Origin of the sequence: Mesorhizobium sp. WSM4884 (genome assembly GCF_029625675.1) — a bacterium.
GTDB lineage: Bacteria > Pseudomonadota > Alphaproteobacteria > Rhizobiales > Rhizobiaceae > Mesorhizobium.
In genome coordinates this window covers 292,968-309,796 of sequence record NZ_JARTVO010000001.1, presented here as the reverse complement: position 1 = coordinate 309,796, position 16,829 = coordinate 292,968, and the positions used below count along the sequence as shown (strand labels likewise).

Annotated in this window: 12 protein-coding genes; 3 read left to right on the top strand and 9 right to left on the bottom strand. The window is 63.8% G+C overall.

Going from position 1 to position 16,829, the window contains the following annotated elements:
• Positions 1-39: 39 nt before the first annotated feature.
• The 5 genes from P9236_RS01360 to P9236_RS01340 all read right to left on the bottom strand — a co-directional run bounded on the left by P9236_RS01360 (position 40) and on the right by P9236_RS01340 (position 7,845).
• Positions 40-3,198 carry an efflux RND transporter permease subunit gene (locus P9236_RS01360; protein ID WP_278072808.1) on the bottom strand — a complete coding sequence of 1,053 codons (3,159 nt, stop codon included), beginning with the start codon at positions 3,196-3,198 and terminating at the stop codon, positions 40-42.
• Positions 3,195-4,487, bottom strand: coding sequence for an efflux RND transporter periplasmic adaptor subunit (locus P9236_RS01355; protein WP_278072807.1), 1,293 nt, complete (start codon positions 4,485-4,487; stop codon positions 3,195-3,197). Before P9236_RS01355 ends, P9236_RS01360 begins: the two co-directional genes overlap by 4 nt.
• A gap of 213 nt (positions 4,488-4,700) precedes the next feature.
• Positions 4,701-5,297: a LysE family translocator gene (locus tag P9236_RS01350; RefSeq protein ID WP_278072806.1), complete on the bottom strand. Its 597-nt coding sequence runs from the start codon at positions 5,295-5,297 to the stop codon at positions 4,701-4,703.
• A 114-nt stretch (positions 5,298-5,411) separates the two neighbouring features.
• Positions 5,412-5,984, bottom strand: coding sequence for an acetolactate synthase small subunit (ilvN, locus tag P9236_RS01345; protein ID WP_059185300.1), 573 nt, complete (start codon positions 5,982-5,984; stop codon positions 5,412-5,414).
• A gap of 79 nt (positions 5,985-6,063) precedes the next feature.
• On the bottom strand, positions 6,064-7,845 hold the full coding sequence (locus tag P9236_RS01340; protein ID WP_278072805.1) for an acetolactate synthase 3 large subunit: 1,782 nt from the start codon (positions 7,843-7,845) through the stop codon (positions 6,064-6,066).
• A gap of 335 nt (positions 7,846-8,180) precedes the next feature.
• Here P9236_RS01340 and P9236_RS01335 point away from each other — a divergent pair, with 335 nt between their 5' ends.
• Positions 8,181-10,103, top strand: coding sequence for a sigma-54-dependent Fis family transcriptional regulator (locus tag P9236_RS01335; protein WP_278072804.1), 1,923 nt, complete (start codon positions 8,181-8,183; stop codon positions 10,101-10,103).
• Between the two features lie 271 nt (positions 10,104-10,374).
• Complete coding sequence (locus tag P9236_RS01330) at positions 10,375-12,183, top strand: NAD(P)/FAD-dependent oxidoreductase (protein ID WP_278072803.1); 1,809 nt, start codon at positions 10,375-10,377, stop codon at positions 12,181-12,183.
• A 115-nt stretch (positions 12,184-12,298) separates the two neighbouring features.
• Here P9236_RS01330 and P9236_RS01325 read toward each other — a convergent pair whose 3' ends face one another.
• Genes P9236_RS01325 through P9236_RS01315 form a run of 3 tightly spaced genes read right to left on the bottom strand, consistent with a single transcriptional unit; the run spans position 12,299 to position 13,735 of the window.
• Complete coding sequence (locus P9236_RS01325; RefSeq protein ID WP_278072802.1) at positions 12,299-12,823, bottom strand: GNAT family N-acetyltransferase; 525 nt, start codon at positions 12,821-12,823, stop codon at positions 12,299-12,301.
• Between the two features lie 32 nt (positions 12,824-12,855).
• The gene (locus tag P9236_RS01320) at positions 12,856-13,164 is read right to left on the bottom strand and encodes a hypothetical protein (RefSeq protein WP_278072800.1); all 309 of its coding nucleotides are present in this window, start codon (positions 13,162-13,164) and stop codon (positions 12,856-12,858) included.
• A gap of 4 nt (positions 13,165-13,168) precedes the next feature.
• Positions 13,169-13,735, bottom strand: a complete 567-nt coding sequence (locus P9236_RS01315) for an XRE family transcriptional regulator (protein ID WP_278072799.1) — start codon at positions 13,733-13,735, stop codon at positions 13,169-13,171.
• 152 nt (positions 13,736-13,887) lie between these two features.
• Between P9236_RS01315 and P9236_RS01310 the strand changes: the two genes are divergently transcribed.
• Positions 13,888-15,717, top strand: a complete 1,830-nt coding sequence (locus P9236_RS01310) for an ATP-binding protein (protein ID WP_278072798.1) — start codon at positions 13,888-13,890, stop codon at positions 15,715-15,717.
• Between the two features lie 268 nt (positions 15,718-15,985).
• Here the strand turns inward: P9236_RS01310 and P9236_RS01305 are convergent, their stop codons facing one another.
• Complete coding sequence (locus P9236_RS01305; protein WP_278072797.1) at positions 15,986-16,777, bottom strand: GGDEF domain-containing protein; 792 nt, start codon at positions 16,775-16,777, stop codon at positions 15,986-15,988.
• Positions 16,778-16,829 lie beyond the last annotated feature (52 nt).

Below are 16,829 nucleotides of genomic sequence, written 5' to 3'. Positions count from 1 at the left end.
GCCGCCGCAAGCACCACGCCTTGGGCCAGAAGCGTTGGCCTACTCTGCAGCCACCTTTTTCGGCTCGGCTTCTTCGTCGGAGTCGAACAGCGAACGCTGCTCGACAGGCTCGACCGCGTGCAGCGCCGGCCGGCTCTTCTTCGACGAGAAGCCGAGCAGCCAGCCGGAGAAGTTTTCGAAATAGACGTAGATCACCGGCGTGACGAACAGCGTGAGCGCCTGCGAGGCGAGCAGGCCGCCGACGACGGCGATGCCGAGCGGCTGGCGCAGCTCGGCGCTGGCGCCGGTGCCGAGCGCGATCGGGAACGTGCCCATCAAGGCGGCCAGCGTCGTCATCATGATCGGCCGGAAACGCATCAGGCATGCCCTGTGGATGGAATCCCTGGCCGACATGCCTTGCCGTCTGAGTTCCAGCGCCACGTCGACCATCATGATGCCGTTCTTCTTGACGATGCCGATCAGCATCAGGATGCCGATCACCGCGATGACCGACAGATCCATGCCGGCGAAGCGCAGGGCCAGCACCGCGCCAAGCACCGCCGACGGCAGGCCGGTGAGGATGGTGAGCGGATGGATGAAGCTCTCATAGAGCATGCCGAGCACGATATAGATCGTCAGGATCGCGCCGCCGATCAGCAGGCCCTGATTGGCGAGCGAATCCTGGAATGTCTTTGCCGTGCCGGCGAAGCTGGTCGAGATCGCCTTCGGCATGCCGATCTGCTCTTTCAGCTGGTCGATCCGGGTCACGGTGTCGCCGAGCGACACGCCCTGCGGCAGGTTGTAGGAGATCGTCACCGCCGGCAGCTGGCCGAGCTGGTTGACGGTCAGCGCGCCTGCGGTGCGATCGACATGGGCGAAGGCGCCGAGCGGCACCAGGCTGCCGCTCGCCGTCCTCACCTGGATCGCCAGCATGCGCTCGGGCGACCACTCGATCTTCGGATCGAGCTCGGTGATCACCTCATAGCTGTCGGCCGAACCGAAAATGGTTGAGACCTGATCGGTACCGAAACCGCCATAGAGGGCCGAGCGCAGCGTGCTGGTGTCGACGCCGAGCTGGGCCGACTTGTCGCGGTCGACCACGAGCGACGCCTGCAGGGCGTTGTTCTGCAGATCGCTGGTGACGTCGGTGAAATTCGTGTGATCCGCCGCCATCGCGTCATTCAGCTTCTGCGCCCAGATATTGGTCTGGCCGGTATCGAGGCCCTGAACCACGAGCTGATAGGCGCTGGCGGAAGAGCGCGAGCCCAGCCGGAGGTTCTGGACCGGCTGCATGTAAGTCTCGATACCGGCGACGCCCGCCAGCTGCCGCCGCAAGTCCGATAGCACCTTCTCGATATTGGGCCTCTGGTCCTTGTCCTTCAGCTGCACATAGAGCTGGCCCTGGTTCAGCGCGTTGTTGCCGCTGCCGGCCGACCAGGCCACATGCGCCACGTAAGGCGAATGCGCGAAGACGTTCGCCACCTGGCCCTGCAGCTTCGCCATCGCGTCGAAGGAAATGTCCTGCCGGGCGATCGTCGTCACCGAAATCTGGCCGATGTCCTCTTGCGGGAAGAAGCCCTTCGGCGAGGCCTGGATCAGCCAAACCGACGCCGCCGCCGTGCCGATGAAGACGAGGAATACGAAGAAGGTGTGCCGCAGGCAGAAGCTGAGCAACCAGTCGTAGCCGCGCGTGAAGAGGTCATGGCCATGCCCCTCCCTATGCGCCTCGCGGTCGGCTTTTGTCACCGACAGCAGCCGCGAACACAGCATCGGCGTCAGCGTCAGCGACACGAACATCGAGGCCAGGATGGCGACCGTCACCACGACCGCGAATTCGTTGAAGATGCGGCCGATGACGCCGCCCATCAGAAGCACGGGGATGAACACCGCCACCAGCGAGATCGAGATCGAGATGATGGTGAAGCCGATCTCGCGCGCGCCCCTCAGCGAAGCGTCGAAGGCCGACAGCCCGTCCTCTTCCATGTGGCGGAAGATGTTTTCGAGCATGACGATGGCGTCGTCGACGACAAGGCCGACCGCAAGCGTTAGGCCCATCAGCGAGATGTTGTCGATCGAGAAGCCGAACAGGAACATCGCGCCCAGCGTGGCGATCAGCGAGATCGGCACGGCCACGGCCGGGATGATCGTCGCCGTCAGCCGGCGCAGGAAGACGAAGATCACCATCACCACCAGGGCGATGGTCAAAAGCAGCGTGAACTGAACGTCGTCGACGGCCTGGCGGATCGAGGTCGAGCGGTCGTTGAGCAGCTTGATGCTGGCGGCGGCCGGCATCTGGTCCTCGAAGGACGGCAGCATCGCCTTGACCTTGTCGACGACGTCGACGGTGTTGGCGTCGGGCTGGCGCTGCACGGCCATGATGATCGCGCGGGTACCATCGTACCAGCTTGCGGTGGTCGTGGTCTGCACCGAATCGACGACGCGGGTCACCTCGCCCAGCCGCACCGGGTGGCCGTTCTTGGTGGCGACGATCAGGTTGGAGAACCCAGCGGCGTTGTCGAGCTGGGTGTTGGCGGTGATGGTGAGCTGCTGCTTGTTGTTCTTGAGCACGCCGAGCGGTGTGTTGCTGTTGGCCGACGCGATGGCCGCCTGCAGCTGATCGATCGAGATGCCGCGCGCAGCGAGCGCGGTCGGATCGATCTGGATACGCACCGCATATTTCTGCTGGCCGAAGATCGACACCTGCGCCACGCCGTCGATGGTCGACAGCGACGGCGAGATGACGTTTTCGGCGAATGCGTCGAGATCGGTCAGCGGAACCGTGTCGCTGACCAGCGACATCAGAAGGATCGGCGCGTCGGCCGGATTGACCTTGCGATAGCTCGGCGGCGCGGTCATCTCCGGCGGCAGCGATCTTTGCGTGCGCGCGATCGCCGCCTGCACATCCGCGGCCGCCGCGTCGATGTTGCGGTTGAGCACGAACTGGATGGCGATCGAGGTTTGGCCGAGCGAATTGGTGGTCGAGATCGAATCGATGCCGGCGATGGTGGCGAACTGCTTGATCAGCGGCGTCGCAACGGACGTCGCCATCGTCTCCGGCGAGGCGCCGGGCAGCTGTGCCGACACATTGACCACTGGAAACTCGGCGCTGGGCAGCGCCGCGACCGGCAGAAACTTGTAGGCAAAGATTCCGCCCAGCACGAGGGCGAACGACATCAGCAGCGTGGCGACGGGTCTGCGTATGCAGAATTCGGAGATCATGGCCGCGCCCCGCCCGCCCTGTCAGCACCACTCGCCTTGTCGGCTTCCGCGACCTTGTGAGTGGCCTGATCGGCGCCGTTGCCGGCCGTCTTGCCTTCGTGGACGGCGGCGCCGTCCTTCAGCCTGGTTTGACCTTCGACGACGACTTTCTCACCGCTCTTCAGTCCCTGGCTGATGGCGCTGTTTTCGCCTTCTGTCAGCGCCACCTGCACCGGCCGCATCTCGACCGTGTTGTCGGGCTTGACGACATAGACGAAGGAGCCCTTCTGGCTGGGCTGCACCGCGCCCGTCGGCACCGAGGTCATCTGTGGCATGATGCCGGCGTCGAGCACGACGTTCACATACTGGCCGGGCCAAAGCGAAAGATCGGAGTTCGGTATGCTCGCCCGCGTGGCGATGGTGCCGGAGGCGGTGTCGACGCTGGAATCGACGAAATCGAGCGTGCCCTTGCCGATCGGCGTCGGATTGCCGTCCTTGGTCAGCGTCACGCCCCCTTGCTGCGGGTTCGCAAGTTCTTTGTGCAGCAGGGCAAGGTCGCTTTCCGGCAGCGTGAAATTCACCTGCAGCGGGTCCATCTGCGTGATGGTCACAAGCGGCGTCGTACTGCTTGAGTTGCCGTTGCTGGTGGTGACGAGATCACCGACTGAGACGTTGACCGCTCCGAGCCTGCCTGAAATGGGCGCGGTGATGGTCGCGTAGCTCAGCTGGACCATATCTGCGTCGATCGTCGCCTTGTCGGCATCGATGGTGGCGGCCGCTGCTCTTTGCGCCGCCAGCGCCTGATCGTAGGTCTGCTGCGTGCCCGCCTGCTTGGCGACAAGATCCTTGGCGCGCTGTAGATCGGCCTGGGCGCTGACGAGCATCGCCTGGTCCTTGGCCAGCGTCGCCTGGTCCTTGGCGAGTTGTGCTTTCAAGGCCCGATCGTCCAACGAGAGCAGAAGGTCGCCAGCCTTGACCATTTGCCCATCCTTCACGGCGATCGACATGATCTGGCTGGAGACACGGGCATTTATGTTCACCACCGCCGGCGACGATACGAAGCCAATGGCGTAGCGGCGGATCGGAAAATCGGCGGTGGTCGCGGTTGCCGAAACGATCGAGGCCGAACGCGGGCCGCCACCGCCCTTCTGGTTGCCCGATGACTTGGCCGTCTTGTCTGCGCTGGCTGCGTCGGCCTGCTGGCCCGAGATCAGCTGCTGGACCTTGCCCATCGTGGCGGGCGACAGGTAAAGGCCGGCACCTGCAAGACAGGCCAGAGCAACGACTGTAGAGGCGATTTTTCCGCGCATCGACAATGAGCCCTTTATCCGACACGCCGAAGCCGGTGGTCCATTCTAGCTGATTTCACGGCCCTTGCCGCGAATTTCGCCGAATAGATAGGACAAGGCTTTGGCGGAAAAGGGCCAAAACGCGGCATTACGAAGATTTAATGTGCACTGCACAATCGCTGTGCAGCCGGCTAACGTGCCGTGGCGGACCCTTTCACCGGCCTGCGAATGTGCTCAGCGCAGCATCGGCCAGAGCGTCGCCGCCAACAGCAGACCCATGGCGACATTGAACCATTTCAGGCGCACGGGATCCGACAGGAAGCCGCGCAGCGCGGTGCCGAATCCGGCCCACACGGACACGCTTGGCAGATTGACGATGGTGAAGGCGACCGCGATCAGCGCCACCGAGACGAACGGGTGGTCCGCATCGGTGTAGACAGCCATGGCGGTGATCGCCATCACCCATGCCTTGGGGTTGACCCACTGGAACGCCGCGGCGTCGATGAAGCGCATCGGCCGCGCCTCCGCTCCGCCCTTTTCGCTCATCGAGCGTGACATGGCGATCTTCCAGGCGAGGTAGAGCAGGTAGGCGGCGCCCGCAATTTTCAGCGCCGTGTGGAGCGTAGGAAATGCCGTCAGCACGGCGCCGAGTCCGAAGCCGACAGCCAGCAGCAGGATGAGAAATCCAATGCTGATGCCCAGCATGTGCGGAACCGTCCTGGCGATGCCGAAATTGACGCCGGAGGCGAGCAGCATGAGATTGTTCGGCCCCGGCGTGATCGAAGTCACGAAGGCATAGACCAAAAGCGCAAGGAACGCGTTGAGGGACATCACATCCTCCCTGGATACGTCAGCCTTATTGTCCTTTTTTTGCAGACGCGCAAAAGCCACGGACGGGCGACTGCCGGACCAGAGAGAAGATTGACCCTCAGAGCGTCAGATGCCTCACATGCCCTGCGGACCGCGGTTCATTGCCGCCACGCCGGTGCGGCAGATTTCGACCAGGCCGAGCGGCTTCATGATGGCGATGAACTGATCGAGCTTCGAGCCCTTGCCGGTGATCTCGAAGATGAAATGCTCGGTGTTGGCGTCGATGACCGAGGCGCGGAAGGCATCCGCCAGCCTCAGCGCTTCGACGCGGGCGTCGCCGGTTCCGGCAACCTTAACAAGTGCAAGCTCGCGCTCCAGCGGCCGCTCCTGGCCGAGCTCGTGCGAACGAACGGTGAGGTCGACCACGCGGTGCACCGGCACGATGCGCTCGAGCTGGTGCTTGATCTGCTCCAGCACATGCGGCGTGCCGCGCGTCACGATGGTGATGCGCGACAGATGCTTCTCGTGCTCTGTCTCCGAGACCGTCAGGCTTTCGATGTTGTAGCCGCGCCCCGAGAACAGGCCGATGACCCGGGCAAGCACGCCCGGTTCGTTGTCGACCAGCACCGAAAGCGTGTGTGTTTCCGGCTTCTCGGTTTCCTTGGCGATGAAATAGGCGGAGCCGGTCGGCTGGAGCTGTGCGTTCATGACATGACTCTCGATTTCAAACTTTTGCGCTAATTCTCTGTTTCGACACGGCTTCCGGCCAAGGACGCCCGCCCTACGACTACACCAGTTCCCTGCCCTTGGCGTCGATGGCGTTGGCCACCGCTTCGTCGGTCGCCTCGTCGGGCAGGAGCATCTCGTTATGCGCTTTGCCCGATGGGATCATCGGAAAGCAGTTGGCCAAAGTCGCCACGCGGCAGTCGAAGAGCACCGGCTTCTTCACCGAGATCATCTCGCGGATCGCATCGTCCAGCTCGTCCGGCTTGTCGCAGCGGATGCCATGGCCGCCATAGGCTTCAGCCAGCTTGACGAAATCCGGCATCGCCTCGGTGTAGGAATGCGAGAGACGGTTGCCGTGCAGCAGCTGCTGCCACTGGCGCACCATGCCCATATACTGGTTGTTGAGGATGAAGATCTTGATCGGCGCCTCGTACTGCACCGCCGAGCTCATCTCCTGCATCGTCATCTGCACCGAAGCGTCGCCGGCGATGTCGATGACCAGCGCGTCGGGATGCGCGATCTGCACGCCGAGCGCGGCCGGCAGGCCGTAGCCCATCGTGCCCAGCCCGCCCGAGGTCATCCAGCGGTTCGGCTTGTCGAAGTGGTAGTGCTGCGCCGCCCACATCTGGTGCTGGCCGACTTCGGTGGTGATGTAGGTGTCGAGATCCTTGGTCAGCGCGTAGAGCCGCTGGATCGCATATTGCGGCATGATCACGTCGCTGTTCATCCTATAGGCGAGCGAGTCCCGCGCGCGCCATTTCGCGATCTGCTCCCACCACGGATAGAGCGCCTTCTTGTCGGCCTTGGCGGTCGCCCGCCAGAGCCGCACCAGATCCTCGAGCACGCGGCCGACATCGCCCAGGATCGGCACGTCGGCATGCACGTTCTTGTTGATCGAGGACGGATCGATGTCGATATGGATCTTCTTGGAGTTCGGCGAGAACGCGCTGAGCCGGCCGGTAATGCGGTCGTCGAAGCGCGCGCCGATACAGATCATCACGTCGCAGTCATGCATGGCCATGTTGGCTTCGTAGGTGCCGTGCATGCCGAGCATGCCGATCCAGTTCTTGCCGGAAGCCGGATAGGCGCCGAGGCCCATCAGCGTCGAGGTGATCGGAAAGCCGGTGAGGTCGACCAGCTCGCGCAGCAGATGGCTGGCCTCCGGGCCGGAATTGATGACACCGCCGCCCGAATAGATGATCGGCTTCTTCGCGCCGGCCATCAGCTCGACCGCCGCCTTCACCTTCTCCAGGTCGCCCTGGACCTTCGGCTGGTAGCTGGTGCGCGGCGCCGTCTGCGGCGGCACATAGATGCCTTTGGCGAACTGCACGTCCTTCGGAATGTCGACCACGACCGGGCCGGGGCGGCCCGTCGTCGCCACATGGAAGGCCTCGTGGATGGTTGCGGCGAGATCGTTGACGTCCTTCACCAGCCAATTGTGCTTGGTGCAGGGCCGCGTGATGCCGACCGTGTCGCATTCCTGGAAGGCGTCGGAGCCGATCAGCGAAGTCGGCACCTGGCCGGTGAGACAGACCAGCGGGATGGAATCCATCAGCGCGTCCTGCAGCGGTGTCACCGCATTGGTCGCGCCGGGGCCGGACGTCACCAGGAGCACGCCGGCCTTGCCGGTCGAGCGGGCGTAGCCTTCGGCCGCATGGCCGGCGCCCTGCTCGTGCCTGACCAGGATGTGCTCGACCTCGTCCTGCTGGAATATCTCGTCATAGATCGGAAGGACCGCGCCGCCCGGATAGCCGAAGACATGCTTGACGCCGTTGTCCTTCAGCGCCTGCACCACCATTTCGGCGCCCGTCATCTCGCGCCGCTCGTTCTGTCCGTTGCTCATCGGTCTGGTCCCGTACTGGTCGCCATCTGGCGATTGCTGGTCGTTTAGTTGGGTTTTGGGCAATAAAAAAGGCCCCCGAGGGAGCCTGTGGGATGCGCATGGGAGGTTTTCGCCCGGCGGTTACACCGCCTTGCCCACGCGCCAGCCTACGAGAATGAGTGCTGTTTTCATGGGCGCGGACAATAAGGGCGAAAACGCGGGCTCGTCAATGGGGTAGCGCGCGAATTCGCGGCCGGGGAGATCGGCACCGTCGCGCGCTACCATAGTACAGTTGAGCGCGTGTCTCCGAGGCACCACTATACCGCCGCAAGGGACGTTGGCTGCGAGGAGGACGCATGGCTGGCGAACGGGAGCATATTCGCGAGATCGAGCGGGTCCTGTCGGGCGCGCGGTCGGGCCGCGACGATATCGTGGTGCAGTCCTGGCTGCGCTGCGTCGACAAGCACCGGCTCGACCCTGCCCGGCCGACTGAAGCCTACATCGTTCCAGACACCCAGCTGCGCGAGCATCGCGAGCAATCCGAGCGGCTGATTGCGATTGCCCGCAGCGGCCTTGAAACGTTGTTCAAGCAGGTGGCCGGCCAGAACTACGTCCTGCTCTTGGCCGACGCCAAGGGCGTGACCGTCGACTTCCTCGGCGACCCGCTGTTCATGGACCAGCTGCGTAAGGCAGGGCTCTATCTCGGCTCCGAATGGTCGGAGAGCCGCACCGGAACTTGCGGCGTCGGCTCCTGCATCGTCACCGGCGAGGCGATGACCATTCATCAGACCGACCATTTCGACACCACCCACACGCCGCTTTCCTGCACCGCCGCTCCGATCTTCGACACCAAGGGAGAGCTGACCGCCGTGCTCGACATTTCGCTGCTGCGTTCGCCGCAGCCGAAGGTCAGCCAGAACCTCGCTTTACACCTGGTGGCGGCTTCCGCTCGCCGCATCGAGCTCGCCAATTTGATGGCGCAGATGCATTCCGAATGGGTGTTGCGCTTTTCGCGCTCGCCTGAATTCCTCGACGTCGATCCGGAGGTGGCGATCGCGCTCGACGCATCGGGCCGCATCCTCGGCACGACGCGTGGCGCAGCACTGCTTTTGGCGCAGGCCGGCGGCGTCGACTGGAGGCATTCACCCTCCCCGATCGGCCAGCCGATCTCGCGTTATCTCGACATGGGCATCGACGATCTACCGAGCCTGACGCGTGGGCGCCCGACCGAGGAGCGGCTGGTGTTCGGCCGAAACGGCGGCGCCCTCTTTGCGCACGCCATCGAACCGCAGCCGCCGACCGGACGCCGCGTTCCCGTCGAACTGCTGCCGAAGCCGATCGCGGAGCTTTCGGGCGGCGACCCGGCAATGGCGGCTATGCAGCTCAAAGCCGCCAAGCTGGCGCGAACATCAATTCCGACCCTGATCCATGGCGAGACCGGCTCCGGCAAAGAGGTTCTCGCCCGCGCGATCCATGACAGCTCGGAACGCACAGGCCCGTTCGTGGCCATAAATTGCGCGGCCATCCCCGAGCATCTGATCGAGAGCGAACTTTTCGGCCACACAGCGGGCGCCTTCACCGGGGCCGCGGCCAAGGGGCGCAAGGGGCTGATCGAGAGTGCCGACGGCGGCACGCTGTTCCTCGACGAGATCGGCGACATGCCATACGCGCTGCAATCGCGGCTCTTGAGGGTCATCGCCGAGCGCGAATTGCTCCCGGTCGGCGGCACGAAACCGCGGCCTGTGGACATCAAGATCATCTCCGCCTCGCATCATGACCTGCGCAAGCTGGTCGCCGAGGGCCGTTTCCGCGAGGACCTGTTCTATCGGCTGAACGCCGCGTCGCTGACCTTGCCGGCGTTGCGCGAGCGTACCGATTTCGAATGGCTGTTGGACCGGCTGGTCAGCGAACGCGCACGCCTTGCCGGTCGGGCGGCGAAGCTGTCGCCGGCGGCGCGGCTGGCGCTGATCCGACATGGCTGGCCGGGCAATATCCGCGAACTCGTCAACGCCATCGATCTGGCGGTGGCACTTTGCGACGACGGCACGATCCAGCCCGCCGACCTGCCCGACTTCGCGATGCCCCATTTGGCGTCGTCGGCTCCGGTTGCTCCCCTGGTCGCGCTGCGTGTCCCCTCGCCTGACGAAGAGCGCACGGCGCTATTGGACGTCCTGGCGGCGACGGGCTGGAACATTTCCGAGGCCGCGCGGCGCCTCGGCGTCGATCGCACCACCGTGCATCGCCGCATGAAGCGACTGCGGCTGGAAGCGCCGAACTAGAGCAATTCCAGGAAAAGTGTGAAGCGGTCTTCCGCCCGGAATTTGCGTCAAGACTAAAGAGATAGAGCGGTTCTGCATTTCCGTGAAACGGTGAACCGCTCCAGTGTTGCGATGCCTGTGGCGCGATGTGGCGCGTGCAGCACCAGCGCAACATGTGAGATACCCAAAGGTCATTCTAACTGATTGACCGCATTATAATTTCTCGTTTGGCGTTGCGGCTGGCACGTCATTTGCAATTCATTTTTGGACTCTAGCAAGCGGAGGAGAACACATGCTCGAGAGGACACCCACCACCAAGGCGCAGGCGCTGCTCGATAGATTCGGCAAGGCGCTGGAAGCCGGCGACATCGATACTGCCGTCAATTGTTTCCAGGAAGACTGCTACTGGCGCGATCTCGTCGCCTTCACCTGGAACCTGAAGACGATGGAGGGCCGCGACCAGATCCGCGACATGCTGCGGGCGACGCTCAGCAATATCAAGCCGACCGGCTGGAGTGTGGCCGAGGGCGAGGAAGCGACCGAGGACGGCGGCATCACCACCGCCTGGATCACCTTCGAGACCGGCGTGGCGCGCGGCTTTGGTCTCGTGCGCTTCAAAGGCGAGCTGATCTGGACGCTGCTGACCACCATCGCCGAGCTGAAAGGCCATGAGGAGAAGGCCGGCTTCACCCGCCCGCTCGGCGCCAAGCACGGCCACGGCAAGGGCCGCAAGACATGGCGAGAGGAGCGCGACGACGAGATCGCCGAACTCGGTCACACCCGGCAGCCTTATGTCCTCATCGTCGGTGGCGGCCAGGGTGGGATTGCTCTTGGCGCCAGGCTGAAGCAGCTCGGCGTGCCGGCCATCATTGTCGAGAAGAACGAGCGTCCGGGCGACTCGTGGCGCAAGCGCTACAAGTCGCTCTGCCTGCACGACCCGGTCTGGTACGATCACCTGCCCTATATCGACTTTCCGAAGAACTGGCCGGTCTTCGCGCCGAAGGACAAGATCGGCGACTGGCTGGAGATGTACACCAAGGTGATGGAGTTGAACTACTGGAGCTCCACCACCGCGAAATCCGCGAGATATGACGAGAAGGCCAAGGAATGGACCGTTGTCGTCGAACGCGACGGCAAGGAAATCGTGCTGAAGCCGAAGCAGCTGGTGCTGGCGACGGGCATGTCCGGCAAGGCGAATTGGCCGAAATACAAAGGCCAGGACATCTTCAAAGGCGAGCAGCAGCATTCCTCGACGCATCCCGGTCCGGACAAATATGCCGGCAAGAAGGTCGTCGTCATCGGCTCGAACAACTCCGCGCACGACATCTGCGCGGCGCTGTGGGAAGCAGGCGCGGACGTGACCATGGTGCAGCGCTCGTCCACGCACATCGTCAAATCCGACACGCTGATGGATATCGGTCTCGGCGCGCTCTACTCGGAGCAGGCGGTCGAGAACGGCATGACGACGCGAAAGGCGGACATGATCTTCGCCTCCCTGCCCTACCGCATCCTGCACGAATTCCAGATTCCGCTTTACCAGCAGATGAAGGAGCGCGACGCCAAGTTCTACGAGGATCTGGAAAAAGCCGGCTTCATGCTCGACTGGGGCGACGACGGCTCGGGCCTGTTCATGAAGTATCTGCGCCGCGGCTCCGGCTACTATATCGATGTCGGCGCCTGCGATCTCGTCATCGACGGCTCGATCAAGCTGAAGAGCGGCCCAGGCGCGGCGGTGCAGGAACTCACCGAAACCGGCGTCAAGTTCGTCGACGGCACCGAACTGCCGGCCGATCTCGTGATCTATGCCACCGGCTACGGCTCGATGAACGGATGGGCGGCGGATCTCATCTCGCAGGAAGTGGCGGACAAGGTCGGCAAGGTCTGGGGCCTCGGCTCCAACACCACCAAGGACCCCGGCCCGTGGGAAGGCGAGCAGCGCAACATGTGGAAGCCGACGCAGCAGGAGGCGCTGTGGTTCCATGGCGGCAACCTGCACCAGTCCCGCCACTACTCGCAGTATCTGTCGCTGCAGTTGAAAGCCAGGCAGGTCGGTCTGCCGACGCCTGTCTACGGGCTGCAGCAGGTGTATCACAGGAGCTAGCGCCTCCGGGAAGGCGCGGCCTGCGCCGCGCCTTCCTGTCAAATTCAGCTGCGGCTCACGCCATCAGCACCACGCCCCTCGCCTTGGCCCAGCGTTCCTCCGACGGCCAATTGCCTTACGAACGCCCTATCCGTTTCCAGTAGATGAGCGTGCCGGTGAGCCCGCCATGCGGCTTGAGCGCATAGTCCGGAATCTCGCCGGTCAGCGTAAAGCCGAGCTTCTCGTAAAGACCTGCCGCCCCCTCTTCGCTTGCCGTGTCAAGCACCAGCAGGGTGCGCCCCTTCTCGACGGCCAGTTCCTCCGCGGCCTGCATAAGGCGTGTGGCAATGCCTTTGCCGCGACGGTCGAGGCGGGTCATCAGCTTGGCGATCTCGGCGCGGTGCGGCTGGTTGGGCGGGCAGTCGAGAAGCAGCGTGACGGTGCCGACAAGCGTCTCGCCGTCCCATGCGCCCAGCACCGCTCTTTCTCCGCGCGCCGCCGCATCCAGCGATTTGCGCCAGAACTCATGGGCCGCATCGGGCGACAGCGGATGCATGAAGCTCACCGATCCGCCGGCGGCCACCGTCTCGATCAGCAGGGCGGCCAGCAGCCCCCTGGTTTTCGCGTCATCGTCCAACGCCCTGATTTCGAGGGAATTCATGTCGGTGCTCTCCGGGTGGTGTCGGGTCGCGCTCATCCGAAATGACCGGTCCGTCTTCGGCGGCGCGCGCGACGGATTTCCGCGATGCGCTCGGCGTCGTCCTCGCTGAGGTGTCGTCCGCGCTCCAGTATCTCGAGCGTGTATTCCTCATAGGTGAGGCCCAGTCGCTCGGCCCTTTCCAGCCGCATCAGCATGACGGTCTGGCTCGGCGCCTTCCAGGCCTTGTCGTGGGCCGCGCGCCAGGCCAGGAAGACGTAGGCGTCGCCCTTGCCCCAGGGCGGGCCTTCGTAATCGTCGAGCGGCGGCCCGCCGTTGTGCGAGCGCTTCGGCCGGCGTGCCATGCGATCAGCCCCTGACCAGCGCCACCAGATACTCGGCGGCTTCCGGTCCGGGAGCGTGGAACGTGCAGTCCGACGGCGCGCCCAGCGCCAGGCAATCACCCGGCTCGAGCCGGTGCACGACATCGCCTTCGGTGAAGTCCAGGCGGCCGCCGATAAGCCAGATCTGCTGCTTGATGAAGGCATAGGACGCCGCCGGGAAGTTGACCTTGGCGCCTGCCGGCAGACTGACCCGGATCAGCTCGAGCGGCATTTGCGATGCCGGCGACAGGTGCCGTCTGACATAGCCGGTGGCAGGGTCCTGCCAGACCTGTTGCTCGTCCTTGCGGGACACACCGCCGCCCTGCATTTCGGCTCGGGCGATCAAAGTCGAGAGCGTCATGCCGAAAGCCGAAGCGATGCGCACCAGGAGCGCCGCGGTCGAGCTTGTCATGCCGCGCTCCATGGCGCTCAGCATCGCCTTGGAAACACCCGAGCGCTCGGCCAGTTCGGTCAGCGACCAGCCTCGTAAATCACGCTCGGAGCGTATCCGCCTGCCGATCGTGGATGTGATGTTGTTCGATATATCATCCATTCATCCAATATATCGAAATGCAAGCGTGACGGAAGGGCCTATTCGATCGAATTTTTGCCGCCGCCTTAACAGGCCCTACACCATCCGACCTCACGCGCCCTTAACCCCGATTGGGATAGGTTTGACGTTGAGGGGAATGGAACAGGTCACCGATGTTTGTTGAACGCGAAGGCTCCGTCGGGGAGCCGACCTCGCAGGAGCGCCGCAACGCCCAACAGAACGACAAGCGTATTCTGGGCAATGTCGTGCAGTGCGACGGAGCGCGCGCCACCATCAGCGCCTATGCCGAGGATGCCGAGGGCACGGTGACCGGCCTGTGGACCGTCGGCAAGATGATTTCCATCAACCTTGGTTCGACGCGCACCGTCGGCCTCGTCTATGCGATCGGCAAGTCGGACCGCGTCTGGAGCAACGAGGGTCAGAATGCCATCGAAGTCAGCATCGAGCTGATCGGCGAGGTGCGCGACGGCGCCGAGCCTGGCGCCAAGCCGGTCTTCGACCGCGGCATCACCACCTATCCGCATATCGGCGCTATTGCCCACCGTATCCGCAGTCGCGACCTGCAGGCCGTCTACGATCTCGCCGGCCGGCATTCGATCACCATCGGCACGCTGTCCCAGGACGAGGCGATCGATGCCAACATCGCCATCGACGACACGCTGGCGCGCCATTTCGCCGTTGTCGGCACCACCGGCGTCGGCAAATCCACGGCCGTCTCGCTGCTGTTGCGCAAGTCGATCGAGGCGCGGCCGGACCTGCGCGTGCTGATACTCGACCCGCACAACGAGTTTGCCGCCTCGCTTCCGGAATATTGCGTGAAGGTCGATTCCAAGACCCTCGACCTGCCGTTCTGGATGTTCAGGCTGGAGGAATTCGCCGAGGTTCTGTTTCGCGGGCGCGAGACCGTTCCGGAGGAAGTCGACGTCCTGCGCGACCTCATCCCGGCCGCCAAGAACCTATACCGCAATCCGAGCTCCGGCTCCTATATCAGGCGCGGCAGCGACGCCCTGACGGCGGACACGCCGGTGCCTTACCGCATCGCCGACCTCCTCAAGCAGATCGACGAGCGCATGGGTCTGCTTGAAAGCAAGAACGACCGTCCGACACTGAAGTCATTGAGGACGCGCATCGAATCGGCCGCTGCCGACCCGCGCTACCGCTTCATGTTCAATTCGCGGCTGATCGAGGACACCATCCACGAGACGATCGGCAACATCTTCCGCGTGCCAAACCACGGTCGTCCGGTGACCTGCTTCGAGATGGCGGGCATGCCGTCCGAGGTCGTCAATTCCGTCTGCTCGGTGCTGGCGCGCCTAGCCTTCGATCTTGCGCTCTGGAGCGAGGGGCGGCTGCGGCTGCTTTTGTTGTGCGAAGAGGCGCATCGCTACATGCCGGCCGATCCGCGCCTCGGCTTCGCGCCGACCAGGCACGCTCTGTCGCGCATTGCCAAGGAAGGCCGCAAATATGGCTGCTACCTCGGCGTCGTGACCCAGCGCCCAGGCGAGCTCGATCCGACGATCCTGTCGCAATGCTCGACCTTCTTCGCCATGCGGCTCGCCAACGAGCAGGACCAGGCGATCATCCGATCGGCGATCGCCGATTCCTCTGCCTCGACGCTCGCCTTCCTGTCTTCGATGGGTCAGCGCGAGGCTATCGCCTTCGGCGAAGGCGTGGCGACGACAATGCGGCTCAAATTCGAAAAACTGTCGCGGGAATTCATTCCGGGAACGGCGAAGCGCGACCAGACCCTGCCGGCGGAAGCCGGCGACGACGTGGACCTCGCCGGGATCGTCGAGCGGCTGCGCAACGTACCGAAACCGCAGCAGGCCATGGCCTTCGCCGAGGCGGTGGACTCGGGCCGCCAGGCCGGTGATCCAGATTATCGAAAGCCCGCCGCGCCGCGCGTCCAGCCGGACGACGATTTCGACCTGCGCTACGGCCTGAAGCCCTCGACCTTCGGCATGCGCCAGCAGAACGATTGAACTTGCGTCCTTCCGTCAACTGACACGACTTACCAAGGCTCTGCTTCGTCGACTGGGATTGGCAAATTCCGTCAGGAAATTCGTCAGGCTGAGTCGACTGATGTCGCTTTCGAGAACCGGAGCGGAGCGGACATTCAGTCCGTGAGCACCGGCCCTACGCCGGCCATAGCCTTACCTGCAGCAGCACTCATGAGTGCTTCGGCCGGCGAAGGCCGAAGCGCAGAAAGCGGCTTCAGGCGGCCAGCATCACGAATTTGGTGACGGAATTTCAGGCGCAGACGCGGTTGCGGCCCTGCTTCTTCGCCTCGTAGAGCTGGCGGTCCGCGCGGCGGTAGAAGTCCTCCGCGCTCTCCTTGCGATCCCAGACGGCAAGACCGACGCTGGTGGTGACCTTCAGCCGCACATTGCCCGACAGGATCGACAGGTTGGCGATCGCCTTGCGGATGCGCTCGGCGAATCGGGCGAGCAGCTCCGCATCCATATTGGGCGTGACCACGGCAAACTCCTCGCCGCCAAGCCGCGCCACCACGTCGTGATAGCGCGTCATGCCTCGCACGCATTGCGCGACGGCCCTCAGCACCTCATCGCCGACATCGTGACCATGCGTGTCGTTGACCTGCTTGAAATGATCGAGGTCGAGGATCATCAAGCCCACCGGCTTGTCGATGCGGCCGAACTCGTCGAGATATTCCCGCAGCGCGTCGTCGAAATAGCGGCGGTTCTGCATGCCGGTCAGGCCGTCGGTGAGCGCCGCCTGCTCGAGCGTCTGTGAGCGGGCGCTCAGCGAAACCGTCATGGCGCGCAGCTTGCCCTCTTCCCGCACCTGGCCGCGGATCAGCGGATAGATGAAAAAGGTCCCGAAGAACAAGGCGGCGGCGAGCAGCGCGCCGGTCACGAACAGCAGTTTGTTGAGATAGATGATCCTATGGAGACGCGATGCGGTGTCGAGGTCGGTCGCAATGTCCTGCAATTGGCCATAGGCATGGAAAGTCACCAGGCCGGCGGCCAGGATCACGAAAATAAAGACGAAAAATGCGGATTCCGCCTTGTGAAAACGCATAACTCCCCGCGGCACTACGAGCCATCGAAGTTATGGCACGCTCGGCCTTACG

Bases quoted from the DNA above. Each gene is read 5' to 3' on its own strand.
- P9236_RS01315 (WP_278072799.1), bottom strand. From the start codon at position 13,735: ATGGATGATATATCGAACAACATCACATCCACGATCGGCAGGCGGATA.
- P9236_RS01305 (WP_278072797.1), bottom strand. From the start codon at position 16,777: ATGCGTTTTCACAAGGCGGAATCCGCATTTTTCGTCTTTATTTTCGTG.
- P9236_RS01335 (WP_278072804.1), top strand. From the start codon at position 8,181: ATGGCTGGCGAACGGGAGCATATTCGCGAGATCGAGCGGGTCCTGTCG.
- P9236_RS01330 (WP_278072803.1), top strand. From the start codon at position 10,375: ATGCTCGAGAGGACACCCACCACCAAGGCGCAGGCGCTGCTCGATAGA.
- P9236_RS01325 (WP_278072802.1), bottom strand. From the start codon at position 12,823: ATGAATTCCCTCGAAATCAGGGCGTTGGACGATGACGCGAAAACCAGG.
- P9236_RS01360 (WP_278072808.1), bottom strand. From the start codon at position 3,198: ATGATCTCCGAATTCTGCATACGCAGACCCGTCGCCACGCTGCTGATG.
- P9236_RS01320 (WP_278072800.1), bottom strand. From the start codon at position 13,164: ATGGCACGCCGGCCGAAGCGCTCGCACAACGGCGGGCCGCCGCTCGAC.
- ilvN (WP_059185300.1), bottom strand. From the start codon at position 5,984: ATGAACGCACAGCTCCAGCCGACCGGCTCCGCCTATTTCATCGCCAAG.
- P9236_RS01310 (WP_278072798.1), top strand. From the start codon at position 13,888: ATGTTTGTTGAACGCGAAGGCTCCGTCGGGGAGCCGACCTCGCAGGAG.
- P9236_RS01350 (WP_278072806.1), bottom strand. From the start codon at position 5,297: ATGTCCCTCAACGCGTTCCTTGCGCTTTTGGTCTATGCCTTCGTGACT.
- P9236_RS01355 (WP_278072807.1), bottom strand. From the start codon at position 4,487: ATGCGCGGAAAAATCGCCTCTACAGTCGTTGCTCTGGCCTGTCTTGCA.
- P9236_RS01340 (WP_278072805.1), bottom strand. From the start codon at position 7,845: ATGAGCAACGGACAGAACGAGCGGCGCGAGATGACGGGCGCCGAAATG.